23 protein-coding genes are annotated in these 23,467 nt (G+C 58.6%); 13 read left to right on the forward strand and 10 right to left on the reverse strand.

Annotated elements, in window-relative coordinates; all coding sequences use genetic code 11:
- Positions 1 to 160: 160 nt before the first annotated feature.
- Together ccmB and ccmA are read right to left on the reverse strand one after the other, a co-directional pair.
- Positions 161 to 817 carry a heme exporter protein CcmB gene (gene ccmB, locus AC4GMC_RS02765; protein ID WP_487876205.1) on the reverse strand — a complete coding sequence of 219 codons (657 nt, stop codon included), beginning with the start codon at positions 815 to 817 and terminating at the stop codon, positions 161 to 163.
- A complete protein-coding gene (ccmA, locus tag AC4GMC_RS02770) occupies positions 814 to 1,446 on the reverse strand; it encodes a heme ABC exporter ATP-binding protein CcmA (RefSeq protein WP_487876206.1) in 633 nt (210 codons plus the stop codon). The genes ccmB and ccmA overlap by 4 nt, the downstream gene beginning before the upstream one ends.
- Positions 1,447 to 1,611: 165 nt before the next feature.
- Here ccmA and acnA point away from each other — a divergent pair, with 165 nt between their 5' ends.
- Positions 1,612 to 4,302, forward strand: a complete 2,691-nt coding sequence (acnA, locus tag AC4GMC_RS02775) for an aconitate hydratase AcnA (protein WP_487876207.1) — start codon at positions 1,612 to 1,614, stop codon at positions 4,300 to 4,302.
- Positions 4,303 to 4,368: 66 nt separating this feature from the next.
- Here acnA and AC4GMC_RS02780 read toward each other — a convergent pair whose 3' ends face one another.
- Positions 4,369 to 4,551, reverse strand: coding sequence for a hypothetical protein (locus AC4GMC_RS02780; RefSeq protein ID WP_487876208.1), 183 nt, complete (start codon positions 4,549 to 4,551; stop codon positions 4,369 to 4,371).
- Positions 4,552 to 4,784: 233 nt separating this feature from the next.
- Between AC4GMC_RS02780 and AC4GMC_RS02785 the strand changes: the two genes are divergently transcribed.
- From AC4GMC_RS02785 to nthA, 4 genes are read left to right on the forward strand one after another with little or no spacing between them, the layout of a single operon-like run.
- Positions 4,785 to 5,213: a protein tyrosine phosphatase family protein gene (locus AC4GMC_RS02785; protein ID WP_487878843.1), complete on the forward strand. Its 429-nt coding sequence runs from the start codon at positions 4,785 to 4,787 to the stop codon at positions 5,211 to 5,213.
- Positions 5,210 to 5,551: a ScnB-like protein gene (locus tag AC4GMC_RS02790; protein WP_487876210.1), complete on the forward strand. Its 342-nt coding sequence runs from the start codon at positions 5,210 to 5,212 to the stop codon at positions 5,549 to 5,551. The genes AC4GMC_RS02785 and AC4GMC_RS02790 overlap by 4 nt, the downstream gene beginning before the upstream one ends.
- Positions 5,541 to 5,804: an SH3-like domain-containing protein gene (locus tag AC4GMC_RS02795; protein ID WP_487876211.1), complete on the forward strand. Its 264-nt coding sequence runs from the start codon at positions 5,541 to 5,543 to the stop codon at positions 5,802 to 5,804. The genes AC4GMC_RS02790 and AC4GMC_RS02795 overlap by 11 nt, the downstream gene beginning before the upstream one ends.
- Positions 5,805 to 5,854: 50 nt before the next feature.
- On the forward strand, positions 5,855 to 6,496 hold the full coding sequence (gene nthA / locus AC4GMC_RS02800) for a nitrile hydratase subunit alpha (RefSeq protein ID WP_487876212.1): 642 nt from the start codon (positions 5,855 to 5,857) through the stop codon (positions 6,494 to 6,496).
- Here nthA and AC4GMC_RS02805 read toward each other — a convergent pair.
- Positions 6,493 to 7,188, reverse strand: a complete 696-nt coding sequence (locus AC4GMC_RS02805; RefSeq protein ID WP_487876213.1) for a DUF1223 domain-containing protein — start codon at positions 7,186 to 7,188, stop codon at positions 6,493 to 6,495. The two genes, nthA and AC4GMC_RS02805, sit on opposite strands and share 4 nt — an antisense overlap.
- A gap of 79 nt (positions 7,189 to 7,267) precedes the next feature.
- Positions 7,268 to 7,792, reverse strand: a complete 525-nt coding sequence (locus tag AC4GMC_RS02810; RefSeq protein WP_487876214.1) for a methyltransferase family protein — start codon at positions 7,790 to 7,792, stop codon at positions 7,268 to 7,270.
- A gap of 146 nt (positions 7,793 to 7,938) precedes the next feature.
- Here AC4GMC_RS02810 and AC4GMC_RS02815 point away from each other — a divergent pair, with 146 nt between their 5' ends.
- Positions 7,939 to 9,969 carry an enoyl-CoA hydratase-related protein gene (locus tag AC4GMC_RS02815; protein WP_487876215.1) on the forward strand — a complete coding sequence of 677 codons (2,031 nt, stop codon included), beginning with the start codon at positions 7,939 to 7,941 and terminating at the stop codon, positions 9,967 to 9,969.
- Here AC4GMC_RS02815 and AC4GMC_RS02820 read toward each other — a convergent pair.
- Positions 9,966 to 10,952, reverse strand: a complete 987-nt coding sequence (locus tag AC4GMC_RS02820; RefSeq protein WP_487876216.1) for an ester cyclase — start codon at positions 10,950 to 10,952, stop codon at positions 9,966 to 9,968. The two genes, AC4GMC_RS02815 and AC4GMC_RS02820, sit on opposite strands and share 4 nt — an antisense overlap.
- 102 nt (positions 10,953 to 11,054) lie before the next feature.
- Here AC4GMC_RS02820 and AC4GMC_RS02825 point away from each other — a divergent pair, with 102 nt between their 5' ends.
- The 3 genes from AC4GMC_RS02825 to AC4GMC_RS02835 are packed head-to-tail and all read left to right on the forward strand — an operon-like array spanning position 11,055 to position 14,115.
- Positions 11,055 to 12,104 carry an ABC transporter ATP-binding protein gene (locus AC4GMC_RS02825; RefSeq protein ID WP_487876217.1) on the forward strand — a complete coding sequence of 350 codons (1,050 nt, stop codon included), beginning with the start codon at positions 11,055 to 11,057 and terminating at the stop codon, positions 12,102 to 12,104.
- Entirely contained in the window at positions 12,097 to 13,575 is a 1,479-nt protein-coding gene (locus AC4GMC_RS02830; protein ID WP_487876218.1) for a GMC family oxidoreductase, read from the forward strand. The genes AC4GMC_RS02825 and AC4GMC_RS02830 overlap by 8 nt, the downstream gene beginning before the upstream one ends.
- A gap of 15 nt (positions 13,576 to 13,590) precedes the next feature.
- The gene (locus AC4GMC_RS02835) at positions 13,591 to 14,115 is read left to right on the forward strand and encodes an ester cyclase (protein ID WP_487876219.1); all 525 of its coding nucleotides are present in this window, start codon (positions 13,591 to 13,593) and stop codon (positions 14,113 to 14,115) included.
- Between the two features lie 6 nt (positions 14,116 to 14,121).
- On the opposite strand, the gene AC4GMC_RS02840 is transcribed toward AC4GMC_RS02835, so the two are convergent.
- Entirely contained in the window at positions 14,122 to 14,337 is a 216-nt protein-coding gene (locus tag AC4GMC_RS02840; protein ID WP_487876220.1) for a hypothetical protein, read from the reverse strand.
- A 107-nt stretch (positions 14,338 to 14,444) separates the two neighbouring features.
- On the opposite strand from AC4GMC_RS02840, the gene AC4GMC_RS02845 reads away from it, so the two are divergent.
- The gene (locus AC4GMC_RS02845) at positions 14,445 to 14,726 is read left to right on the forward strand and encodes a DUF2312 domain-containing protein (RefSeq protein WP_038004835.1); all 282 of its coding nucleotides are present in this window, start codon (positions 14,445 to 14,447) and stop codon (positions 14,724 to 14,726) included.
- Positions 14,727 to 14,782: 56 nt separating this feature from the next.
- Here AC4GMC_RS02845 and AC4GMC_RS02850 read toward each other — a convergent pair whose 3' ends face one another.
- Positions 14,783 to 17,167, reverse strand: coding sequence for a methyl-accepting chemotaxis protein (locus tag AC4GMC_RS02850; RefSeq protein ID WP_487876221.1), 2,385 nt, complete (start codon positions 17,165 to 17,167; stop codon positions 14,783 to 14,785).
- 112 nt (positions 17,168 to 17,279) lie between these two features.
- On the reverse strand, positions 17,280 to 18,542 hold the full coding sequence (gene purD / locus AC4GMC_RS02855; RefSeq protein WP_487878845.1) for a phosphoribosylamine--glycine ligase: 1,263 nt from the start codon (positions 18,540 to 18,542) through the stop codon (positions 17,280 to 17,282).
- 132 nt (positions 18,543 to 18,674) lie between these two features.
- On the opposite strand from purD, the gene AC4GMC_RS02860 reads away from it, so the two are divergent.
- The 3 genes from AC4GMC_RS02860 to AC4GMC_RS02870 are packed head-to-tail and all read left to right on the forward strand — an operon-like array spanning position 18,675 to position 21,989.
- Entirely contained in the window at positions 18,675 to 19,361 is a 687-nt protein-coding gene (locus AC4GMC_RS02860) for a type 1 glutamine amidotransferase (protein WP_487877220.1), read from the forward strand.
- On the forward strand, positions 19,354 to 20,706 hold the full coding sequence (locus AC4GMC_RS02865) for a glutamine synthetase family protein (RefSeq protein WP_487877221.1): 1,353 nt from the start codon (positions 19,354 to 19,356) through the stop codon (positions 20,704 to 20,706). Before AC4GMC_RS02860 ends, AC4GMC_RS02865 begins: the two co-directional genes overlap by 8 nt.
- Positions 20,703 to 21,989, forward strand: coding sequence for an NAD(P)/FAD-dependent oxidoreductase (locus AC4GMC_RS02870; protein ID WP_487877222.1), 1,287 nt, complete (start codon positions 20,703 to 20,705; stop codon positions 21,987 to 21,989). Before AC4GMC_RS02865 ends, AC4GMC_RS02870 begins: the two co-directional genes overlap by 4 nt.
- Positions 21,990 to 22,047: 58 nt before the next feature.
- Here AC4GMC_RS02870 and xseA read toward each other — a convergent pair whose 3' ends face one another.
- Complete coding sequence (gene xseA, locus AC4GMC_RS02875) at positions 22,048 to 23,463, reverse strand: exodeoxyribonuclease VII large subunit (protein ID WP_487877223.1); 1,416 nt, start codon at positions 23,461 to 23,463, stop codon at positions 22,048 to 22,050.
- Between the last annotated feature and the right edge of the window lie 4 nt (positions 23,464 to 23,467).

The following is a 23,467-nucleotide window of genomic DNA, read 5'->3' on the forward strand; positions in this document are numbered from 1 at the left end:
GAGCCCCGTTACGATCAGCAAAGCTGACATCACAACGAGCGGCGGCAAGAGCCACGATGAGGTCGCCATAAAGCGGCGCGGATTGGCGTATTCCCACAAAGACATGGATCGAAATTATGGGGCCGACCCAGCAGCGACAAGGGACAAAGCGGGAAGGGTGTTAGCGCAAATTGACGCGGAGGGCGGCGGCGGTAGCGAAGGGCAGCAACGCGACGGTGCCCAGTGTGATGCCTGCCAGAAACGCAAGTGGTGTGGCCGTGGCCAGTCCGTCGGCGCCGCGTTTGACCACTTCGGCGCCAAAAATAAGGGTCGGGATATAGAGGGGCAGCACCAGCAATGACATCAGCAAACCACCCCGTTTGAGCCCCACCGTCAGGGCCGCCCCAAACGTACCCAACCACGAAAGCGCAGGCGTTCCGACGAGCAGAGATAGGATCAGCCACGGCATGGCCTCAACCGGTAGGCTCAGGAACAACCCAAGCAGCGGCGAGATTGCCACAAGCGGCAGGCCGGTTGTAATCCAATGCGCGAGCGCTTTGGACACCGCGACGCCCTCTAGGGGAAGCGGGGCGGTGGCCAACAAGTCTAGTGAGCCGTCCTCCCAATCGAGGGCGAACACCCGGTCGAGCGACAAAAGGCACGCCAGCAATGCGCCGAGCCATAGAATGCCCGGTGCAATCACACCCAGCGTCGCCGAGTTTGGCCCAACCCCGAAGGGTACCAAAACCGTTACGATCAGGAAAAAGGCGAGCCCCAGCCCAAAGCCGCCACCTGCACGAAAGGCAAGCGCAAGGTCTCGTCTCAAGAGGGCGATCATTCGAAGGCCTCCTCAAACGGATCATCGGTTTGGCGGCCTGACAGTTTGGTAAAGGGGCTGATGTCGAGCACGCGCGCGTTGGGTAGCCCAAGATCAATATGGGTCGCGATCAGGGCTGAGCCGCCTTGCGCCAAATGGGCTTCAACCGCGCGGGCAAAGCGCGCGACGTTTTCAATATCTAGGCTGACGGTAGGTTCATCCATGACCCAAATTGGCCGGCCGGTGACGACCATGCGCGCCAGCGACAGGCGACGCTTTTGTCCCGCGGACAAGGCACTGGCACGGCGATCGCGCAGCGCATCTAGGTCAAACGCTGCGATGGCGGTTTCGACGGCATGCGCTGGATCGCTTTCAAAGACCGAGGCCCAGAAGGCGAGGTTTTCCGCGACGCTGAGCTGTGCTTTTAAACCATCGGCGTGGGCGGCGTATGCGATGGTGTCTTCGGGCGCGTTGATCTGGCCTTCTAGCGGTGGCGTTAACCCTGCAAGGCAGCGAAGCAATGTGGTTTTGCCTGCACCATTGGGGCCGCGCAGGATCAAGGCTTCGCCCGCGGCGATCTCAAACGTCACCCCTTCAAGGATGCGCAATTGCCCACGGCGGCAGGCTAGGTTCGTGACGGACCATTCCATGGCTCCGGTCTAACCCCCTCATGCCACGACTGAAACCCCCGTTTCATCGGCGCATTGGACTACGGTTATTGCTTTTGCGCCTCCTGACGCGCGCGCTCCCCTTGTGGACGCCACAAAACCTCCCAAATTTGATATGAAGGCATTTAAAATCAGGAGGAGCCCACCATGACTGTTGTCGTTGGCAGCGATACCGCAAAGACCCGTAAAACGTTGAGCGTCGGAGCCGAACAGATCGACTATTATTCGATCCCTGCGGCTCAGGCCGCCGGTTTGGGCGATTTCTCAAAACTTCCCGCGGCTTTGAAGGTCGTTCTGGAAAACATGCTGCGGTTTGAGGATGGCGGACGCACGGTGTCGGTTGATGACATCAAGGCGTTTGCGCAGTGGGCGGTTCAAGGGGGGCAAAACCCGCGAGAAATCAACTACCGGCCCGCCCGGGTTTTGATGCAGGACTTCACCGGCGTCCCAGCTGTTGTAGACCTTGCGGCGATGCGTGACGGGATTGTGGCTTTGGGGGGCGACGCACAACAGATCAACCCGCTTAACCCCGTGGATCTGGTGATCGACCACTCTGTTATGATCGATGAGTTCGGCAATCCGCGCGCGTTTCAGATGAATGTCGACCGCGAGTATGAGCGCAACATGGAGCGTTATACCTTCCTGAAATGGGGGCAATCGGCGTTCAACAACTTCCGCGTGGTGCCCCCCGGCACTGGGATTTGCCACCAGGTGAATCTTGAGTATTTGGCCCAAACCGTCTGGTCCGATGCTGATCAAAACGGGGTGCAGGTCGCTTATCCCGACACGCTTGTTGGGACTGATAGCCATACCACCATGGTTAACGGGATGGCTGTTCTAGGCTGGGGCGTAGGCGGGATTGAGGCAGAGGCCGCAATGCTGGGCCAGCCGATCTCGATGCTGATCCCAGAGGTCGTGGGCTTTGAACTGATTGGCCAGATGATGGAGGGCACAACAGGGACCGACCTTGTTCTCAAGGTGGTTGAGATGTTGCGTGCCAAGGGTGTCGTCGGCAAATTTGTAGAGTTCTGTGGCGCTGGGCTGGATACGCTGCCTTTGGCCGATCGCGCAACGATTGCAAACATGGCCCCAGAATATGGCGCCACCTGCGGATTCTTTCCCATCGACGCAGAAACGTTGCGCTACATGCGGACCACGGGCCGGGATGCGGACCGCGTTGCATTGGTTGAAGCTTATGCAAAGGCCAATGGACTGTGGCGCGATGCCGATTATGCGCCGATCTACACTGATACCTTGCACCTCGACATGGGGACTATCGTGCCTGCGATTTCGGGACCCAAACGTCCGCAGGATTACGTTGCATTGACCGATGCAAAATCTGCATTCACCCACGAAATGGCCGAGACGTTTCAACGTCCGATGGACAAAATGGTCCCGGTTCAGGGTGAGGATTACGCGCTTTCGTCCGGCAAGGTCGTGATCGCTTCGATCACGTCATGCACCAATACGTCGAACCCTTATGTGATGATCGGCGCGGGCCTCGTGGCGCGAAAAGCGGCGGCTTTGGGGCTGAACCGCAAGCCTTGGGTCAAGACCTCACTCGCGCCGGGATCACAGGTGGTGTCTGCCTACCTAGAGGCGGCGGGGTTGCAAGAGGACCTTGATAAGATTGGCTTCAACCTTGTCGGCTACGGCTGCACGACCTGCATCGGGAACTCGGGGCCGTTGCAGCCCGAGATATCCGAGGCGATTGCCGCAGGCGATCTAGTTGCGACCTCGGTCTTGTCCGGTAACCGCAATTTCGAAGGGCGGATTAGCCCAGATGTGCGCGCGAACTATCTGGCCTCACCTCCGTTAGTTGTCGCTTACGCACTGGCCGGAACGATGGATATTGATCTCACGACCGAGCCATTGGGCCAAGACCAGCAGGGCCGCGATGTGTTTTTGAAAGACATCTGGCCCACGCAAGCCGAAATCGCGGAATTGGTCGAACAAACCGTCACGCGCGAGGCCTTTCAAACCAAATATGCCGATGTCTTTAAGGGCGATGAAAAGTGGCAAAGCGTTCAGACAACGGATCAGAAAACTTATGATTGGCCACCCAATTCCACCTACGTGCAGAACCCGCCTTATTTTCAGGGCATGGGGATGGAACCCGGCACGATTGAGAACGTCGAGGGCGCCAAGGTCTTGGCGATCTTGGGGGATATGATCACGACGGACCATATCTCACCTGCGGGGGCGTTTAAGGAAACGACCCCAGCGGGCCGATATTTGCGAGAGCGGCAGGTGCCCTTGCGCGAGTTCAATTCCTACGGCTCACGCCGCGGCAACCATGAGGTGATGATGCGCGGCACCTTCGCCAACATCCGTATCAAGAATGAGATGCTGGATGGGGTTGAAGGGGGCTATACCAAAGGCCCCGATGGCACGCAGATGTCGATCTTTGATGCAGCGATGGCCCACAAATCTGCGGGCACGCCGCTCGTGATTTTGGGGGGCGCGCAGTATGGCACAGGCTCTAGCCGCGACTGGGCTGCAAAGGGCACGGCGCTTTTGGGTGTCAAAGCTGTCATCGCTGAAAGCTTTGAGCGTATTCACCGGTCTAACCTTGTGGGCATGGGGGTTATCCCGCTGGAATTCACGGGCGGAGACACGCGCAAATCATTGGGCCTGACAGGGGATGAGACGGTTTCGATACACGGACTCGACATGGTGAAACCCCTACAGGATGTGCCGTGTACGATTATCATGGGCGATGGTTCGATCAAGGAAATCACGCTGAGGTGTCGGATCGATACCGAGGTTGAGATAGAGTACATCGAAAATGGAGGCGTGCTGCATTACGTGCTGCGCAACCTTGCAAAGGCGAGCTAGGCGCACTGCTAAAAAAGCCCAGCCTCGCTCGACGATATGGCGGGGCTGACGCAAGACATGCTGGGCCTAGACCGGCATGTTGTCCCACATGTCATCGTCTGCCTCTTCGACTTTTGGTGCAGGCTCGGCGCGATCCCGCAGCAATTCAGGCTGAAGCAACATTTTCTGCATTTCGATCATCTGGCGCGACCACAGGTCGATCGTGTCAGGGGGCGGGGTATGGGGGGCAGTCCGTGGTAGGGTGGTCATCGTGTTCCTCCTTATTGAGACCTTTGGAACAAGTATGCCCCGGATGTGTGATCGGGTCTTTGCGATGCATCAGATGAATGCTGGTTTCTTCACTCACCCAAAGGTTGATTTTATGGAGCCGCAATAGGGTTTGGGTGTGCGAGCAGTTGAACCGGCGCGCGTCTCGGTCCACGATAGCGGCAACTCGCCGGGCCACCCCGCCCGGACCACCGAAAAACATCTAAGGAGTGATGATGGATCTTCGACAATTGGCGCCCGGCTTTTTTGCAGCACCGCAATTAGAGCCCTCGGATATGGCGACACTTGCAGCACAAGGCGTGACGACCGTGATTTGTAACCGCCCCGAGGTGGAGAACCCGCCGCCATTGCAGGCAGCTGCAATGCAACAGGCCGCTGAGGCTGCGGGCCTTGCGTTTGTGTTCAACCCTATCACGATGGGTGCGATGACGATGGACAACGTGGAGGAGCAATCCGAAGCGATGGCGGGCAGCGAAGGTGGTGTTGTGGCCTATTGTGCATCAGGCACCCGGTCCGCGATCATGTGGGCATTGGCACAGGCGGGGCAGATGCCCACGGATGATATCCTAACTGCGACGGCCTCAGCGGGATACCAGCTAGACGGGTTGCGCGGGCAGATTGATGCGCTCGCGGCCGAGGAATGAGCGGGCTGGATGGCAAGCGCTGGCACGATATGGGCGGTGCGCTTGCCGGGCCAATCCCTCAGGATGATCACGACTTTGCGCTTTGGGAAAAGCGGGTGGATGCATTGATGATCCTCGCCTCAGGTGCTGGGCATTTCACCGTTGATGGGCTGCGCCGAGCACTGGAAGACATGGGCGAGACGGCCTTTGAGACCATGAGCTATTACGAGCGCTGGGTTGCGGCCATCAATCAAAACCTGTTGGAGCAAGGTGTCTATTCGATCGCTGAGTTGGGCGAAAAGATGGAAGCCGTGCAAGCGCGCGGTGACACCTATGGTGAGGCGAGCAATGCCGGATAGGGTACGGGTGCGCACTTGGGCACCGCCCGGGCATGTCCGAACGCCCAGCTATCTGCGGGGCAAAGTCGGTGAAATCGAGCGGACCTTGGGTCCGTTTGGCAACCCTGAAAAGCTTGCATACGGTCTGCGGGCAGAACCTCTGGCCCTGTACCGGGTGCGGTTTCGGATGGGCGATGTTTGGGGCGCGGATGCGGAGCGTCCTGATGATATGCTTGAGGCGGAAATCTATGCCCATTGGCTTGAGCCCGTTTGATGGTGTTGGAATTTTGAGTATTTTTGGAACAAAGGAGGGAGGGATGCGCGATGCCACATGATCACCATGACCATGATGAATTGAGCCCGTCTGGCCACCCTTACCGTGCCGATCAAGACGGCCCGCTGAGCTATTGGCAGGTCATGGAAATCGCGGTGCGGGAGTTGATGATCGAAAAGGGCGTGACAACAGCGGATGCCGTGACCGCTCAGATCGAGGCAATGGATGCGCGTAGCCCTGCGCATGGTGCAGCGGTTGTGGCGCGGGCTTGGGTTGATCCGGCTTTTCGTGCGCGGCTTTTGGACGATGGATCGGCAGCCTGTGCGGAGATGGGGTTTGATGTGGGGCCTATGCGTTTGATCGCCGTAGAGAACACAGCGGAGGTCCATAACGTGGTCGTCTGTACGCTCTGTTCTTGTTATCCGCGAAACCTTTTGGGCCTGCCTCCGGATTGGTACAAATCGCGGGCGTACCGATCGCGCACCGTGCGTGAGCCGCGCAAGGTGTTATCCGAGTTCGGCTTGGATCTGCCATTTGGGGTCACATTGCGGGTGCATGATAGTACCGCGGATATGCGATATCTTGTGGTGCCTGCGCGCCCCGAGGGCACTGCGGATTTGGGCGAGGCTGAGCTTGCCGCTTTGGTCACGCGGGATGCGATGATCGGCGTTGGTGTGGCCAAAGCGCCTTAGTCGACGCGGAGGGTCGCCAAGTAGGGGCCGTAGTTTTCCCCTTGGGCAAGAACCACGCGCCGTGCGGGTGGTTCGGGCGGGGCGGGCAGTGTGACAGTCACGGGCCGCGCGCCATCAAAGCGTTCGAGAGCGACCCAATCGGTCACGATGTGCGTGTAGGTCACCGATTTGCCCGCGTTTTCACCTGAGGTGATATCCACGGTTTGTGAAGGAACGTAGGTCACCAACATGATCCGGGCGGGCGGGTCGATTGGATTGTCGGCCTCGGCGCGGATGGTGATGCCGTTCGGCTCTGAGGTCATCGTCATGCGCATGGCGGGCGCGTGTTTCGTGTGGGCGGCAATCTGCGCCATGACTTGCATAGGTTTCGCGCCTGCCACGTGGTCGGTGCCACCCACGACCATGTGTGGCGTGTAGACAACGGTGCTGCCAGCGGCGCGGGCATAGCCTTTTTGACGTTTGCCAAAAGCAGGTTGGGCAAAGGTGTCGGGCCAGCCGATGTAATCCCAATAGTCCACGTGCAAGGCCAGCGCGATCACGTCCTCGTTGCGCGCCAACTCACCCAATAGCGCGTCAGCTGGCGGGCAAGAGGAACACCCCTGCGAGGTGAACAGTTCCACCACCACAGGATCAGCCTGAACGGCGGATAGGGGAAGAAGGGCAAGAACGCAGGCCGCAAGAGTGTGACGCATCAAGATGGCTCCGATGTTGGGTATTCTTGCATATAGAGCAGCCCATCGCGCAACGCCAATCAAGCAATTGCGAGCGGAGTTAAAGCCAGCGGCGCGTGCGGGAAATATATTCGAGGGCTGCATCGCCAAAGGTAAGGTGTAGCGCGATTTCTTCGGGTTCGATGAAGCGACGTTGCAGAATAATGGCGAGGATCACAGGCAGGGGCAGAGTGATCAGTGCGCCGTGCCAGAAAACGGCCGCAGCGGCGATGATGACCATACCCAGATAGATCGGGTTGCGGGTCACTTTGTACGGCCCCTCTACGATGAGGACACGGGGGCTATGGTGCGGCTCAATTGTTGTCTTCTTTTCGTAGAACCATAGGGCCGCCCAGGTAATGAGACCTAGCCCCAGCACCGTTAAGATGACTGCAATGAATGTGCTGACTGGCCCTGCAAAGGTGGCGATCGGTAGCAACGAGGCAAGTGCCCACGTTAGGAACAAACAGCCCAATAGCCAAAGGGGCGGGAGGTCAGGAAACCCTTTCATGGCAGCCAACACGGATCGTGGGGCTGGCACGCGCGCGGAAACTGCGGCGCGGAGGTCACAAGGGGATGCAAACATTCCATTCGCTCTGGTCGCAAGCGGCAAGAGACTTGTCAACGGCGCTGCAGCTGCAAACACTCAGGTATTATTAAAGGACCAACCTTGTGCGCGGTGTATTTTGGCGCGCGGGTTGGCGCAGACCGAGGCATTTTATGACCGATAGCATGACCCAGACGCGGCCCCAATTTGTGACGCGGAATGATCAGCGCGGCGTTGCAATCATTACACTGGCGCATCCTCCGCGAAATGGGTTGGAGCGGGAGGTCATTGCCGAACTCCAATCAGTTGTGCAGATGGCACTTTTGGATGCCGAAGTGCGGGCGTTGGTTATCACGGGCGAAGGCGCAGGGTTTGCAGCTGGTGCGGATTTGCGTGGCGCGGTGGCGCGGCCGGATCCTGCATTGTCGGCGCTGTGCCGGCTGTTAGAGGATGCGCCCAAGCCGACCTTGGCCGCAATCCATGGGGCAGCAATCGGCCCGGGGCTAGAACTGGCATTGGCTTGTCATTTTCGTGTGGCACAGGTGGATACGCAATTCTCATTCCCGGATATCGCGCTGGGCTGGTTGCCAGCGGCGGGTGGAATACAAAGACTAACGCGCATTGTCGGCGGACGTGCCGCCATGGGGGCGCTGTTGGGGGGGCGTGCATTCGGCACGCCGCGGGCCGAACAATTGGGACTGTTGGATATTGTCACGCAGGACGCACCATTGGAGGCCGCGATAACACGTGCCTTGGAGGTTGGCCCGCGCCCAACGCGAAAACGTTTGGATGCCTTGGTTCACGCCAAGCTGGATATTAACGCGATAAACGCAGAGCGGACCAAGCGTGCTGTTGTCGAGGCGGCAACAGGGGCTCCACGTGCAATTCTGGCGTGCATAGAGGCCGCTTTGACAGAGGATATGGCATCTGGTTTTCGGCTAGAGGCGCGGTTAGCAGCAGCTTGTGCCGAGGACCCGGCCGGGCGCGCATTGCGTGCCATATTTCTTGCTCGGCGTGATGCGGTGCGGGCTAAGGCTTTGGATACAAGCCAGGTTTCGGTACAACGGCTTGGGTTGGTTGCAAGCGGTGATGCGCGGGCTGATCGGATCGCGGCTCTTTTGGGGGCACGGGGCCTGCGGGCGGGTTTGGCCTTGGTTGTGGCGGGCGATGATACGCGTGCTCGCGCTAGGCTGAGTGCCCAGATCGAGCGGCACCTACAGCGATCTGAGGTCGCGGGCCACGTGTCGGCCGGACGCTTCAATGCACTGATGGAAGGGGCCAACTTAGCAGCGAGCCTGCCGGATATCGGGGCCTGCGACGTGGTGTTTGTGGGCAACGTGCGGCCAGATGTTCTGGCGCATATGCGGGCCGATGCGGCTTGTTTGTGCCCGTCTGACGGATCGGATGCGCCTGCGTCGACATCTGCGCAAGTGTTACCCTGTCGTGGGTTGATGGCCCCCCGCGCTGTGGTGGAGTTGTGTCCATCTGAGACCACGAGCCCACAGGCGCAGGCCCTCGGATTGGCATTGGTTCGTGCGTTGGATCGGCCTGCAATTAAGGTGCCTGCGGGCAAGCCGCCGGTGTTGCCCGCGCTTGAGGCCGCTTGGCTCGTTGCGGCAGATCATTTGCTTATAGCCGGGGCAAGCGTGGCTCAGATCGACGCGGCTTTTGCCACGGCTGGCTGGCGGGAAGGGCCGTTTGTGCGGCAAGATCGGTTTGGCATTGTAGCCACGCGGACCCGCATCGCACAGGCTGCGGCACACCAGTCTGAAGGCGGTATCAAGCTGGCCGCATCCTTGATCGCTGCGGGGCAAAACGGGGCTAAGTCCGGTTTGGGCTATTACACGTGGGAGGCCGGTGAACTTGTGGGCGAAAACCCTGCTGTCCAGTCGGCAATCACCCTTTTGCAGTCTGCACAAAGGCCGATCCTTGATGCCGATATCGTGCCCTATTGTGCGGCGGCGATCAGCAACCAAGCCGCTCGTATTTTGGGGGCGCAGGGTGTGTCCCGCCCGTCAGACTTGGATGTGGCTGCCGTGTTTGGCTTGGGTTGGCCACGCAGTCAGGGTGGCCCTATTTGGGCCGCTGAGGATGAGGGGCTTGGCCTTTTTCTGAGCCGTATCTGGGGCTATAGCACACAGGACATCACGTTTTGGCAGCCCGCGCCTCTGCTTGAGAGCGCGGTGGCCAAGATGCGTGAAACACTCGCGCCCTAAAGGGTTTGGCGCGGTGCACCTGCGTGGTGGGCGACGCGCGCCAACACATCGACGCCCATTTGGGCCGCCAGCCCTAGGATATCGATCGGCAACCAGTTTTCCGCGATCCGGTCACCATCGAACCGGTAAAAATCCATGACTGACATCTTAATGGGACGGCCTGTGGGAGCCATGCCAAGGTATTCACCTGTGTGTGTCGCGCCCACGTCGCCGCCCGTAACCGCATAGTCGCCATCACCAATTCTGATGAAGTGGCCAATAGCGTAACGATCTGGAAAGGCGCGTAGAAAGGGTATTTGGTGGTGTGCGCGAAACCCTGCAAGGCCTCGCGTCGCACCAATTCCGCCTCCGGCATAGTACATAAAGTTTTCCGTCCACCAGTCGGACATCGGCATGGAATCGAGCGATTTTCCGTCAAAACTTAATAGGGCGTCGTGCATCGCGAAGACGCGGTCGAGCGCATCAGCTGGACCGGCTTGGTCCAGTAAAACGCCGCCGCCGCCCTTAGGCCCCGGCCAATGGCCCGGCGCACCAAGAGGTGCAGCCAATGGCCAGCGGCCCACCTGCAACAAAAGGTCAGCAAGATCCCAGATCAACCAAGACCGTCGCAGGCGACCATCCTCGAAATAATGCGCCTCACCATAGCGGAGAGTGACCACGCCGTGGCTGGGCGGAATGCCAAACAGTGGCGCACTAAAGGTGCCTTGGTAACTGCCCATGCAGGCGACCAGTGGCCCAAAACGCTCAAATTTCGCGCGTGGGTCAGGGTGGTTTTCACCCGCTAGAAAAATATCGTCCCGCCGCTCCCCGTCGGGGAGGGCGCGGCGCAAAGCTTGCCATATCTCGGCGACGCCCGCGCCGCCTGTGACATGGCCGACCGGGTGCATGGCCTGCGCTTGGGCGTTTTCATGTGGGGCGACGGTGCCCGCAAAAAGGCCTTGAAGGGCGGCGAAAGCCTCTGATTTCAGCTGAGCGAGATCCATTTGATGATACGTTCCGTGATTTTTGCAAACCTATGCAAAAACTCTTGCCCCGCCCTGCGCGCGCTGTCTAGTGTGCTTGCGACACAATAGAGGTAGCAGATCATGGCCGAGATCGTCTTGAAAGATGTGACGAAACGCTGGGGCGATTTTGTCGGCGTTCACAAATTTGATCTGACGATTGCTGATCGGGAATTCCTTGTCCTGTTGGGGCCTTCTGGCTGCGGCAAAACCACGACAATGCGGATGATCGCCGGTCTGGAGGATCCGACGTCGGGCGATATCGTGATCGGCGGCAACCGGGTCAATGACCTAGACCCCAAGGATCGGGACGTGGCCATGGTGTTCCAAAGCTACGGTCTTTACCCGAACATGGACGTCTATGAGAATATTCGTTTTCCGTTAAAGGTGCGCAAAGTTCCGGAGGCTGATCATCATGACCGGGTGATGAAAGCGGCTGCGATGGTTGAGTTGGAAGAGTTTCTTCATCGCAAACCCGCCGCATTGTCGGGCGGGCAGCGTCAGCGGGTCGCCTTGGCGCGTGCAATTGTACGCAAACCCCAAGTTTTCTTGATGGATGAACCGCTTTCTAACCTTGATGCCAAACTACGCGTGTCGACCCGCGCGCAGATTAAGAACCTGAGCCATGAGCTTCAGGTAACCACGATTTACGTAACGCATGATCAGATCGAGGCTATGACGCTTGCGGATCGTGTCGTCGTCATGAAACAGGGCAAGGTGCAGCAAGTTGGCACCCCAACTGAGATCTATGACCGTCCCGCCAATACGTTCGTTGCGGGCTTTATTGGCAATCCGGCGATGAACCTGATGGAGGGGGAGATGCGCGATGGCACGTTTACGGGTGCCAACATCACGATCCCCGGTTTCAGCGGCGTTGCGGATGGCCCCGTAACCTGTGGGTTCCGTGCCGAAGACGCCAGTGTTGCGAAAGGTGCCGGCCAGCTGAGTGCTCCTGTTTATTCGATGGAGTTGCTTGGCGATAGTACGATGGTCACCGTCAAAGCTGGCGGTGCATTGGCGGCCGTGAAGGCTGGCAAAGAGTTCCGCACGCAAATTGGTGCACCTTTTGCTGCCGACATCCCGGTTGGCATCTGCCACCTGTTTGACGCGCAAACCGGCGAACGGGTTGACTAAGACGTTTGACCTGATTGTTGTGGGCGGTGGGGCCGCTGGTGCGACATGCGCTAGTCGTTTGGCCGAGCAAAATCCCGCGCTTTCGATTGCGCTACTAGAGGCTGGCCCATCGGACCGGCACCCTTTGGTGCGGGTTCCGTTTGGCTTGATCTGGTTGATGGGATCGCGGCGCGATTGGGCTTATCGTACAGTGCCTCAAGAAAGTTTGGGCGGACGATGCGTGTCGGTGCCACGCGGCAAGATGTTGGGAGGGTCGGCATCGATGAATTCAATGGTCTGGTTCCGTGGGCGGACGGATGATTATGACCATTGGGGGCCAGGGTGGGGTTGGGACGATGTCCGCCCCCATTTTGAGGCAGTTGAGGAACAGATGCGCCCGGCGCCTTTGCGCGATCCGCATCCACTGAGCACCGCTTTGGGGCGAGTCCATGGTGGTCCGCCAACGCCCGAGGTCGTTTCAAGTGGGCCGTTCATTGTGAATATAGAAAACGGGCAGCGCCGCTCACCTGTGGATGCGTTTTTGCGAGGCACGAATGTTCATGTTCTGAAGAACTGTTCTGTGCGTAAGTTGATGTTTACGGAAGGGCGTGTTCAAGGTGTGCAGACGGGCGGGGGTGAGCAAATCAAAGCTCGTGCTGGCGTCGTGCTGAGCGCAGGCACAATTGGAACACCACAAATTCTGATGCAATCGGGACTGGGCCCCGCCGAAATGTTGCAAAACGCTGGTATTGCCGTTCAGCGCGACATTCCCGGCGTGGGGGCTAATTTGCACGATCATCCAGCCGTGGCAGTCCACCACGAAGGACGCGGGTCGGGGCGTGGGCTAACACTGGGCCAATTACCGCTTTGGGTCGCCGCGCCGTTTCAATGGCTTGCGTCCGGGCGCGGGCCTTTGGCGTCGAACACTGTTGAAGCGGGTGGATTTTTAGCGGGAAAAGACGGTGGCGCCCCTCGGTTTCAGGTGCATTTTGTCCCGACCCGCATTGGTTTTGGAAAACGAGCGATTGGGCTTGGCGCTGGGTACTATGCGGATGTCTGTTTGATGCAACCGCGTTCTCGCGGGCGCATGACGCTTGGGGCTAATGGCGTGGTGCAGATTGATCCAGGGTTGCTGAGTGATCCGGATGATCGGGTCGAACTGCGCGAAGGCCTGTGTGCCCTGCGCGCGCTTTTGCGCGCAGCCCCCTTCGGCCCCCGATCGGCTCCAGAAGTTTTCCCGGCAACGGGTGATGATACAGTTGCAGTTGATGCCCATATCGATGCGCGTCTAGGAACGGCATATCATCCAGTTGGGACATGTGCGATTGGCGCGGTCCTCGGCCATGATCTGGCGTTTCATGGCATTCACGGGCTGTGGCTTGCTGATGCGAGTGTTATGCCGCGTATCACATCAGCGAACACAAATGCGCCCTCTATCATGATCGGTCACCGCGCAGCGCGGCTGATTACACAACAACTTAAAGCTCAATAGTCAAAGGAAGATGTCATGAAAGGCAGCCGCCCCGAACAAGCCACCCTTACGCGTGAAACGGATATGTCCAAGACCGAGGAGACCCGCGCGGTTATCGAAGGCATGGTGGACGGACTGAATGACCACCGCATCGCCGACATAGGGGAGTTCTTTGCCGAAGGTTTTCGTTGGATGGGCAATACGGGTTGTGGCACCAAAGAAGGCCTGCGCGCGTTTCAAGAGAACTGGCAAAAGCCATTTCAGGCCGCGTTTTCGGATAAAGTCTGTGTGGATGAAGCGCGGATTTACATGGGCGAGTGGGCTGCGGCCTTTGGACGGCAAGAGGCCACTCATTCCGGCCGATTTATGGGTGTGGAAGCTACAGGGAAACGGATCACGATCCGCTACATGGATTTTTGGAAGGTTGAGAGCGGCAAGATTGTCGATAACTATGTAATGGTCGACTTTCCCCACGTGCTCGCGCAACTCGGGGTCGATGTGTTTAACGGTGAGGGTTGGGAGGCTTTTGATCGCGGTGAAAAGCAGCCGCCGCAGCCGTAGCAAGTGTCAGCTAAGGAAGATACCTATCACCACCAGCATCAGGCCGAGCGCGGAGATAGCCACCGCACCGAGGTTCAACGCGACCAAGCCGCGTAGGCGTAATTCCATATCGGCACCTTCCAGCCCTGCGCGCTTGGCTTTGACAGCAATGGCTACACACCACACAAGCAGGGCTATTCCTGCGAACGTCATGCCTGCGCCGATCCACACCATCCATTCCATGGTTCTGCTCCCTTTGGGTTGCCCCTCGCTAGCGTCAGAATCCCCGTTGCGCAAGCCGGGTCGTCAGGATAGGCAATGCGCTCATTCCGTTCCGCAGGAGCTTGCTTATGTCCGATATGTCCGCCGAAACCCACTCAAACTCCACACCTGATAGTTATCGTGTCACGGCCGATGAACTGCGTCAGTTCATCGAACGTCTTGAGCGTCTTGATCAAGAGAAGAAGGACATCGCTGAGCAGCAGAAGGAAGTGATGGCCGAAGCCAAGGGGCGGGGCTACGATACAAAAGTTATGCGCAAAGTCATGGCACTGCGGAAGCGTGAGCCTGACGACATTGCCGAAGAAGAGGCGATATTGGACATGTATAAAGAAGCCCTTGGGATGCGCTAGATGCCTGAGGGTGGCTCTGGTTTCGGCCGCCAGAGCCACGTCACCTTGGGTGCAGCTTAGGCCACCAAAGAATTCCGACCACTATCCGTTGTATCCTGCTGTGTTTTGAATGCGCCCACCGCTCCCATCAGGCTTGCGGCTTCTTCATTCATTACATTTATTGCGGCTGTTGTTTCTTCAAACATTGCGGCGTTTTGTTGGGTCGATTGGTCCAAGTGCGCGCACACTTCGTTCACCTCAGCTAGGCCTGAGCTTTGCTGATCAGACGTTTCTGCTATGCGTTGAATTCGGTCGGAAATCTCCTGCACGCGCGTTGCGATAGCTTCGAGAGAAGAGCGGCTTTGATCCACAAGCGCGACGCCATCTCCGATGCTTTTGTCATTGAGTGAAATCAAGCCTGCAATTTCTTTCGCTGCCTCGGAGGAGCGGCCAGCAAGACTGCGAACCTCATTAGCGACGACCATAAACCCACGACCAGCTTCACCCACGCGGGCGGCTTCAACGTTGGCATTCAGGGCCAAAAGGTTGGTTTGGAACGAAATGTCGTCAATCAGGTCAATCACTTTGTTGATGGCCGCAGAGCTTTTCTTGATCTCCTCCATCGCCTGAACGGTTTCTTGCAGAAGCGTATTGCCCTGATGGGTCGCCCGATTCACGTCAGCGGCATCTGCACTGGCTTCGCGTGCGATGCCTGACGCCTCTTGAACGGATGTAGTGAGCGCGGCTAGGGAAACGGTCGTTTCTTGGAGCGAGGCTGCATTGTTCTCAGTCCGTTTGGCCAAGTCTTGAGCGGCGGATGCAATGCTGTCAGTCGAGTCTCGCATATTCATGCTGCTGTCACGGATGCTGCCAACGATTTTCGTTAGGCTGTCCATAGCATCATTCACGCTGCCGATGATAAGCTTGAAAATACCATCGTATTGGCCCGCAACACGGTGGCTCATATCGCCATCAGCCAATGCCTCAACGGCTGTCTTAATGGCTGACAGGCTGGTTTCAGTCGCCTCGCCGATCTCATTTATACCGACACACAGTTCCTTGAATGTGCCCTCTTTATCCTCAACAGGAAGTCGTTTTGAAAAGTCGCCATGCGCAAAGGACCGTACGACCGAGGCAATCTCTTCGGCAATTTTTTCGTTCGTTTTTCGAGCCTGTTCCTCGTTCGCCGCTTCAGCCAAAGCAATTCGTTCTGCTGTCGCTGCTGCTTCGCGCTCTTGTTGTCGGCGGGTTTCAACTTCGTTGCGTTCACGCTCCTGCAGATCGGCTTCTCGGGTTTGGGCCTCAAGAATACTGTCGCGAAAGGACGCGATGGCGGCAGATAGCTGCCCCAATTCCGTTTCCGTCACCTCGGGCACTTCGGTTTGTAATGCGCCCTCTGCCATTTTTGTTGCCACGCTTGAGATTTCGACCACCGAGTTGCGTATGACGCGCGCCATCAACACACTGAAAGCCAAGCATATGAGGAAACAAGCTGTCAGCCCGGCGACGGTCAGGATACCGTTCGTGAGGATCTGTTTCTGTGCGGCGCCAGTGAATGCGAGCAGATCTGCGGTAAGCGAGTCTTCAAACGCTTTTAACAGGTTGATTTTGTTTGTCTGCGCAGAGAAGTGCGCGGGGCCAGTAATGCCTTCGGTTGCACCACTTAACCCGCCCGAGTTGGCCACATCGCGCATGCGTTGCACACTGATCGCGGCTTCAGAGGACATCAAGTTGTCGAACCGAGCGATTTGTTCTGCTGTGGCGTCAGCTTTGAACTGAGAATAGTACACGTTCTGTGCCGCAATGAGTACGTTGAGACGAGTCAGCGACTGCACCGTAAAGCCCGCGGCGAAGCCGCCGGAACCAATCGCGCGTTCGATGCCTGCCCGCTCTTTGCCTTGCAAGAAGGCGGAATAAGCCGAAATAGCCGCAAAGCTGCGTGGGTCGGGGCTTTGCGCGGCAAAGGCGCGGATTGCCGATAAGACGTCAGCATTGAGGTTGGTGTAGTAGGCGACAGCCTGTCCTACCGAGACAGATTGCGCATCCACTTGCGCCCGCATGTCATCCATTACGCCAAGCTGCGCCACGATGCCTTTCAGTTGAGCATTTATCGCATTGTCAGGATACCGTTGCGATAGCTCAGCGATTTGTTCTTTGATTTCTGTGCGCAGTTTTGTGGTCAACTCGCGTTGATCACGCAATTCCCTGCCAAAGGTTTGGCCTTTTGAACTGAGAAACAGGGCTGATGCGCCACGCTCTTTTTGCTGCTCATGCACCAATGCCGATAGCCGCGTAGAGAAAGTCGTATATGTAATCAGCGTGCTGTAATTACTGTATTCTCTGATGCTCTTAATCGTGGAAAAGAGCGACAACATCGCGGCAAGAAAGATGGGCAGGGCGGTGGCAGCAAGGATAGCCCAAAGAATCGGTTTATGGCGAAGGAATGCAGTGATTTGGGGCATCAGGAGCTCTCAGGTTGTGCGAGTGTTCCGTCCTGCTACTGCAAAATTCTTTATTGTCTGTGAACGGACAGGCCGCAGATTTGGCCTGCCGTAGTCTATTTTTATTTGGGCGTTACAGCGCCCGCCAGCCAATATCACGGCGGCAAAAGCCACCGGGCCAATCGATTGCATCGACCATCTCATAGGCGCGCGTGCGCGCCTCTGCTAGGCTATCTGCCCGCGCGGTGACCGCCAATACGCGCCCGCCTGTCGCGACGATTGCACCGTCTTTCTCGGCCGTGCCCGCGTGGAACACCATAGTTTTGCTGTCCTCGGGAATGCTATCCAGCCCTTTGATTGTGCTGCCCTTTTCATAGGCGCCCGGATAGCCGTTGGCCGCCATGACGACGGTCATTACGTGATCATCCGCCCAGTGTACCTGAGCCTGCGCAAGCCGCCCTTCGGCGCAGGCGAGCATGACGTCCAGTGCTTGCCCACCCAGCCGCATCATCAGGCATTGGCACTCAGGATCACCGAACCGCACGTTATATTCCACAAGGCTTGGCTCGCCGTCCTTTATCATCAAGCCGACGAACAAGATGCCCTGATAGGGGCTGCCGCGACGTGCCATTTCCGCCATTGTTGGGCGCACGATCTGTGCAAGCGTTGCCTCAACTACTTCGGGCGTCATCACGGGCGCGGGGGAATATGCGCCCATACCGCCTGTGTTTGGGCCTGTGTCGCCATCGCCAACGCGCTTGTGATCTTGGGCGGTGCCCAGCGGCATGATGTCTTCGCCATCGACCAGCACGAAAAAGCTAGCCTCTTCCCCTTCAAGGAAGGCTTCGATCACGACCTCAGCGCCGGCATCGCCGAAGGCGCCGCCAAAGATATCGTCAAGCCCTGCAAGGGCTTCGGCCTCTGTCATCGCAACGATCACGCCTTTGCCTGCGGCCAGCCCGTCTGCCTTTACGACGATGGGCGCACCCTGCTGGCGGACATAGTCCTGTGCGGGGGCCAATTCCGTGAATCGAGCGTAGGCGGCAGTTGGGGCACCCGCCGCGTCACATATTTCCTTGGTGAATGCCTTGGAGGCTTCTAGCTCAGCCGCCGCTTGGCTGGGGCCAAAACAAGCGATGCCCGCTGCGCGGATTACATCAGATACGCCCGCCGCCAAAGGCGCCTCGGGGCCGATGATCACAAAATCCACGGCATTCGCTACGGCAAACTCGGTCACTGCAGCGCCGTCCATAATGTCGAGGTCCGCGCACCACGCAAGATGCGCCATGCCCGCGTTGCCGGGTGCCACAATCAAACGATCGCATTTTGGGTTTTGTTTGACCGCCCAAGCCAGCGCATGTTCGCGCCCGCCGCTGCCGAGGATCAGAATATTCATGCAGGCCTCCTTGGGCATCATCCAGTTGGGCCCGGTTTACGCGCCCCGGCCCCCGCCCGAAAGAGGCAAAACGCCCGCTTGGCAAGGCGCTGTGTCGCGCCTAAGGTCACGCTGCAAACGCACAGGTGAATTATGCACATCGGTATCTTGCAATGCGGCCATACCTCGGGCGAGGTCGCAGCGCACCACGGAGACTTCGACGCAATGTTCGAGGGCCTCTTTGACGGACATGGCCTGACCTTTTCCAGTTATGACATCGAGAATATGGCCTTTCCGCCCAGCGTCACGACGTGTGATGGCTGGCTTTTGACGGGTTCAAAGCACGGGGCATACGAGGACCATCCATTCATTCCCCCGCTAGAGGCGTTCATTCGTGACGCCTATGCAGCGGGTGTGCCGCAGGTTGGAATTTGTTTTGGTCACCAGATCATGGCGCAAGCGATGGGCGGGACAGTTGTCAAATATGATGGCGGATGGGGGATTGGGCGGGCGGTTTACCGCATGGGAGACCGTGATATCGCGCTGAATGCGCTGCATCAAGATCAGGTCGTAACGCGGCCTGAGGCGGCTCGTGTTCTGGCCTCGTCTGATTTTTGCGAGAATGCCGGGCTGGTTTACGGAGATCGGATGCTGTCGCTTCAGCCGCATCCTGAGTTTTCACCTCAAATTATCGAAACCTACATCAAGATGCGCAGGGGTATGGCTGGTTGCGACCCTGAACGCATGGATGCGGCGGCAGCCGCAGTGGGTCAACCGATTGATCAGGTGCCGGCTGCAGCCATGATCGCGGCGTTTTTCAAGGATGCACACAATGGATGATTGGCTTTCTGGATTGCCCGAGCACGCGCGCGCCTACCTTGAGGGGCGTCGATTGGATGAGGTGGAATGTATCGTTTCGGACCTATCGGGCATCGCCCGGGGCAAAGCGATGCCAGCGGCCAAATTCGCCAAGCAGTCGCATTTTTACCTGCCTGCCTCTATCTTTCAGCAGACGATCACCGGCGAATGGGCCGACGACGGGGATCAGCCCTTCCTTGAGCCGGACATGATCCTGCAACCGGATCTTGAGACTGCCTGTGCCGCGCCTTGGACGGCGGATTGGACCCTTCAAGTCATTCACGACATGGTCGATCCCGACGGAGCGCCTGTGCCCGTGGCCCCGCGCAACGTGTTGGCCCGTGTTGTCGCGCTGTACCGCGCCCGCGGGTGGGAACCTGTCGTCGCTCCGGAAATGGAATTCTACCTTGTGGCGCGTAACACGGACCCGCGCCAACCTGTGGTCCCGCCTTTGGGGCGCTCTGGCCGGCCGGCAGCAGCGCGGCAGGCTTATTCCATGTCTGCGGTGGATGAATACGGGCCTGTCATCGACGACATCTACGATTTCGCTGAGGCTATGGGCCTAGAGATCGATGGCATCCTTCAAGAGGGTGGATCGGGTCAGATTGAGATGAACCTGCGCCATGGCGATCCAGTGAAACTGGCCGATGAGATATTCTATTTCAAACGTATGATCCGCGAGGCCGCTCTGCGCCATGATTGTTACGCCACCTTCATGGCCAAGCCGATCCAAGATCAACCGGGGAGTGCGATGCACATTCACCACTCGGTCGTCGGAACGGATGGTAACAACATCTTTGTGGATGCGCAGGGCGAGGAAACACCTGCCTTTGCGCATTTCATCGGTGGCATGCAAAAGCATTTGCCGCAGGTGATTGCCCTATTGGCGCCCTATGTGAACAGCTACCGCCGGTATGTGCCGGATTTCGCCGCGCCCATTAACCTTGAGTGGGGGCGGGACAACCGGACCACCGGCCTACGCGTGCCGATTTCGAACACGCAGGCGCGGCGGTTGGAAAACCGGATCGCGGGGATGGATTGCAACCCCTACCTGGGCATCGCTGGCTCATTGGCCTGCGGATACTTGGGGTTGATCAATCAGATTGAGCCGGCGGAGCAATTTAAGGGCGACGCCTATGCCAGTGACGAAGGCATCCCGCGCAACATGGCTGAGGCACTGGATTTGTTCGCCGAGGCGACCGAGATCCACGAGGTGCTGCACCCACGGTTTGCGGAGATTTATCGCTCTGTAAAGGATCTGGAATACCGGGCTTTCCTACAAGAGATTTCCCCGTGGGAGCGGGAGCACCTGCTGTTAAACGTATGAATTGGCTGCATGCCAATGGCTCATTGGGGCAGCATCCTGATAGCTATTATGCGAGCCTTCTGCCCCCGATGGTGCAGTACGCCGCTCTACGCGGGGTTGTGACCGCTGATGTCTGTGTGGTGGGCGGCGGGATCACGGGGCTATCGACCGCTTTGCATGCCGCACAGATGGGCCAAGATGTCATCGTGCTGGAGGCTGCGCGCTTTGGATGGGGCGCTTCTGGGCGGAATGGCGGGCAGGTGGGCAGCGGCTTTAATTGGGATCAACGCAAGCTTGAGAAAAAGCTGGGCATTCAGATAGCCGCACAGCTTTGGGCACAGGCGGAAGAGGCCAAGGCACTCACCCGCAGTTTGATCGAAACGTATGCGCCCGATGCCGACTACCGGCCGGGCATTGTCCACGCGTTCTCAAACACACGCGAGGCAGCTGGCTACGCGGAACACGTGGCACATATGGCGGATTTCTATGACCAGCCGCTCAGTTTGCTATCCGTCGAGGCAATGGCCACGCGCCTTGGCACGCAGGTCTTTGCCGGCGGTGTGGTGGATATGGGCGCAGGTTTTTGTAACCCACTTGCCTATGTTGCGGGACTGGTGCGCGCGTGTGAGGAAGCGGGCGTTAGGCTGTATGAACGCTCTGAGGTGCATCATTTGAGATCAGATGCCGTCCGGACAGGCGGAGGTGAGGTTCGTGCGGCCTCTGTGGTGCATGCGACCAATGGGCTTGGCTCGCATTTGACACGACGCGTGGCGGCGCGGGTGCTGCCCATAAATAATTTCATCGCCGTGACGGAACCATTGGGGGCTTCAGCACCGATGTCTGATCCGATTGCCGTGGCGGATGATAGGTTCGTCGTGAATTACTTTTGGCAAACCCGTGATAGGCGATTGGTTTACGGCGGGGGTGAAAGTTACGGCAAACGCTATCCATCTGATATTGCCACGCGGGTGCGGCAGAACCTTGCACGGGTATATCCGGAACTGGCCGGGGTGCGGGTTGATCACGCGTGGGGGGGGACCTTGGCGGTGACGGCCACGAGGTTGCCCTATGTCGCGGATTTGGGTGATGGGGTTTTTGCGGCAGGTGGATATTCTGGCCACGGGTTGGCCTTGTCTGGGCTCGCGGGCAAGGCCATTGCGGAGGCGATATGTGGCGACCGAACGCGCTTGGGCCTGCTGGGTAAGTTGCCCGTGCCCGCCTTGCCGGGGGGGCGTATGTTTGGGGGCTTGATGGCGACCGGTGGGATGATGTGGGCCGCAGCTATGGACCGGTTGCGCGGTTGAATGGGGCTCTGCCCCCGTCCTGCGGACGCCCCCGGGATATTTTGGAACCAAAGAGTGGTCAGAAAAGGGAGCCCTGGTCGGGGGGCGGGGTCTTTTGTTTTGGTTTCTTTTGAGCGGTTGGAGTGACTGGTTTGCGCCCATCCGCGAATTCGATTTCTACGGTTTCGGCTGACTTGAGGTCTTTGTGGGAGGTGACGACGGCGTCATCGCCCCAGACCACAGCGTAGCCTCGCTTAAGTGTTTCTTCGTAGCCCAGTGACAAGCGCATGCGGTCGAGTGCGTCGAGTTTTGCGCGAAGAGCCGCGACCTGTGATTGGGCGCGAGGCGCAAGGCGAGCCGTAGCCGTTTGGAGGCGTTGGTTTTGGGTGCGTAGGGCCGCACGAAGGGTGTTGGGTGTCATGCGGCCTTCGAGCCGAGACAAAGCCATACGTCCGGCATTCGTCCGTGCGCGCAGGGCGTTTGGCAATCGTTCTGTGTTGAGATCGAGGCGTTGGCGCGGTTGAGACAGCAGTGTGTCGGGGCGCGGCAAGGCGCGTGCGAGATCGGTGGCGCGCTGGTTTCGCTGGCGCAGACCCATGCGGAGCGTTTGCGTCATACGCGCGCCTTGTTGATCAACCCAGCCCATCAGGTCGAGGCGCACGGGTACGGCCATTTCTGCGGCGGCGGTGGGGGTGGGGGCGCGTTGATCGGCGGCGTAGTCTATGAGGGTAGTGTCCGTTTCGTGACCGACGGCTGATATCAGGGGGATGCGGCTTTCGGCGGCAGCGCGCACAACGATTTCTTCGTTGAAGCCCCACAGATCTTCGATCGAACCGCCGCCACGGGCTACTATGATCAGGTCTGGCGTGGGCGCGCCTTCGGGCATCGCGTTAAAGCCGCGGATCGCGTTTGCCACTTCGGGTGCGCAGGGTTTGCCTTGTACGGCCACGGGCCAGATAATCACGCGGCGGGGAAAGCGATCGCGCAAGCGGTGCAGGATATCGCGGATCACTGCGCCAGAGGGCGAGGTGACAACGCCGATGACCTCAGGCAAGTAGGGTAGCGGTTTCTTGCGTTCTGGAGCGAAGAGGCCCTCGGCAGTAAGTTGTTGCTTACGCTTTTCGAGCATAGCCATCAGCGCACCTGCGCCCGCGACTTCTAACTCCTCGACGTTCATGTTGTATTTTGATTGCGCGCCGTAGGCCGTGAGACGGCCAGTGACGATGACCTCCATCCCCTCCTCGGGCTGAACGCTGAGACGGGCGGCTTGGCCCTTCCATGTGGTGCAGGCGAGTGTGTTGCGATCGTCTTTGACGTCGTAATAGATATGACCTGAGCGCGCGCGAACAACACGTCCGACTTCGCCCCGCACACGAATGCGGCCGAACTCACCCTCTAGGGTGCGTTTGACGGCACCCGACAGCTCGGACACGGTGAATTCGGGGGCGTTTGATCCGCTTGGATCGCCGGTGGGGTCGTCGTCGAGAAGGTCCATGCGT

This window comes from Thalassobacter sp., from assembly GCF_982993085.1.

Excerpts from the sequence above, each read along its gene's own strand:
- AC4GMC_RS02805 (WP_487876213.1), bottom strand. The coding sequence starts at position 7,188 with ATGCGTCACACTCTTGCGGCCTGCGTTCTTGCCCTTCTTCCCCTATCC.
- xseA (WP_487877223.1), bottom strand. The coding sequence starts at position 23,463 with ATGGACCTTCTCGACGACGACCCCACCGGCGATCCAAGCGGATCAAAC.
- AC4GMC_RS02865 (WP_487877221.1), top strand. The coding sequence starts at position 19,354 with ATGGATGATTGGCTTTCTGGATTGCCCGAGCACGCGCGCGCCTACCTT.
- AC4GMC_RS02870 (WP_487877222.1), top strand. The coding sequence starts at position 20,703 with ATGAATTGGCTGCATGCCAATGGCTCATTGGGGCAGCATCCTGATAGC.
- nthA (WP_487876212.1), top strand. The coding sequence starts at position 5,855 with ATGCCACATGATCACCATGACCATGATGAATTGAGCCCGTCTGGCCAC.
- AC4GMC_RS02825 (WP_487876217.1), top strand. The coding sequence starts at position 11,055 with ATGGCCGAGATCGTCTTGAAAGATGTGACGAAACGCTGGGGCGATTTT.
- ccmA (WP_487876206.1), bottom strand. The coding sequence starts at position 1,446 with ATGGAATGGTCCGTCACGAACCTAGCCTGCCGCCGTGGGCAATTGCGC.
- AC4GMC_RS02820 (WP_487876216.1), bottom strand. The coding sequence starts at position 10,952 with ATGGATCTCGCTCAGCTGAAATCAGAGGCTTTCGCCGCCCTTCAAGGC.
- AC4GMC_RS02780 (WP_487876208.1), bottom strand. The coding sequence starts at position 4,551 with ATGACCACCCTACCACGGACTGCCCCCCATACCCCGCCCCCTGACACG.
- acnA (WP_487876207.1), top strand. The coding sequence starts at position 1,612 with ATGACTGTTGTCGTTGGCAGCGATACCGCAAAGACCCGTAAAACGTTG.
- AC4GMC_RS02835 (WP_487876219.1), top strand. The coding sequence starts at position 13,591 with ATGAAAGGCAGCCGCCCCGAACAAGCCACCCTTACGCGTGAAACGGAT.
- ccmB (WP_487876205.1), bottom strand. The coding sequence starts at position 817 with ATGATCGCCCTCTTGAGACGAGACCTTGCGCTTGCCTTTCGTGCAGGT.
- purD (WP_487878845.1), bottom strand. The coding sequence starts at position 18,542 with ATGAATATTCTGATCCTCGGCAGCGGCGGGCGCGAACATGCGCTGGCT.
- AC4GMC_RS02790 (WP_487876210.1), top strand. The coding sequence starts at position 5,210 with ATGAGCGGGCTGGATGGCAAGCGCTGGCACGATATGGGCGGTGCGCTT.
- AC4GMC_RS02860 (WP_487877220.1), top strand. The coding sequence starts at position 18,675 with ATGCACATCGGTATCTTGCAATGCGGCCATACCTCGGGCGAGGTCGCA.
- AC4GMC_RS02850 (WP_487876221.1), bottom strand. The coding sequence starts at position 17,167 with ATGCCCCAAATCACTGCATTCCTTCGCCATAAACCGATTCTTTGGGCT.
- AC4GMC_RS02815 (WP_487876215.1), top strand. The coding sequence starts at position 7,939 with ATGACCCAGACGCGGCCCCAATTTGTGACGCGGAATGATCAGCGCGGC.
- AC4GMC_RS02785 (WP_487878843.1), top strand. The coding sequence starts at position 4,785 with ATGGATCTTCGACAATTGGCGCCCGGCTTTTTTGCAGCACCGCAATTA.
- AC4GMC_RS02845 (WP_038004835.1), top strand. The coding sequence starts at position 14,445 with ATGTCCGATATGTCCGCCGAAACCCACTCAAACTCCACACCTGATAGT.
- AC4GMC_RS02810 (WP_487876214.1), bottom strand. The coding sequence starts at position 7,792 with ATGTTTGCATCCCCTTGTGACCTCCGCGCCGCAGTTTCCGCGCGCGTG.
- AC4GMC_RS02840 (WP_487876220.1), bottom strand. The coding sequence starts at position 14,337 with ATGGAATGGATGGTGTGGATCGGCGCAGGCATGACGTTCGCAGGAATA.
- AC4GMC_RS02795 (WP_487876211.1), top strand. The coding sequence starts at position 5,541 with ATGCCGGATAGGGTACGGGTGCGCACTTGGGCACCGCCCGGGCATGTC.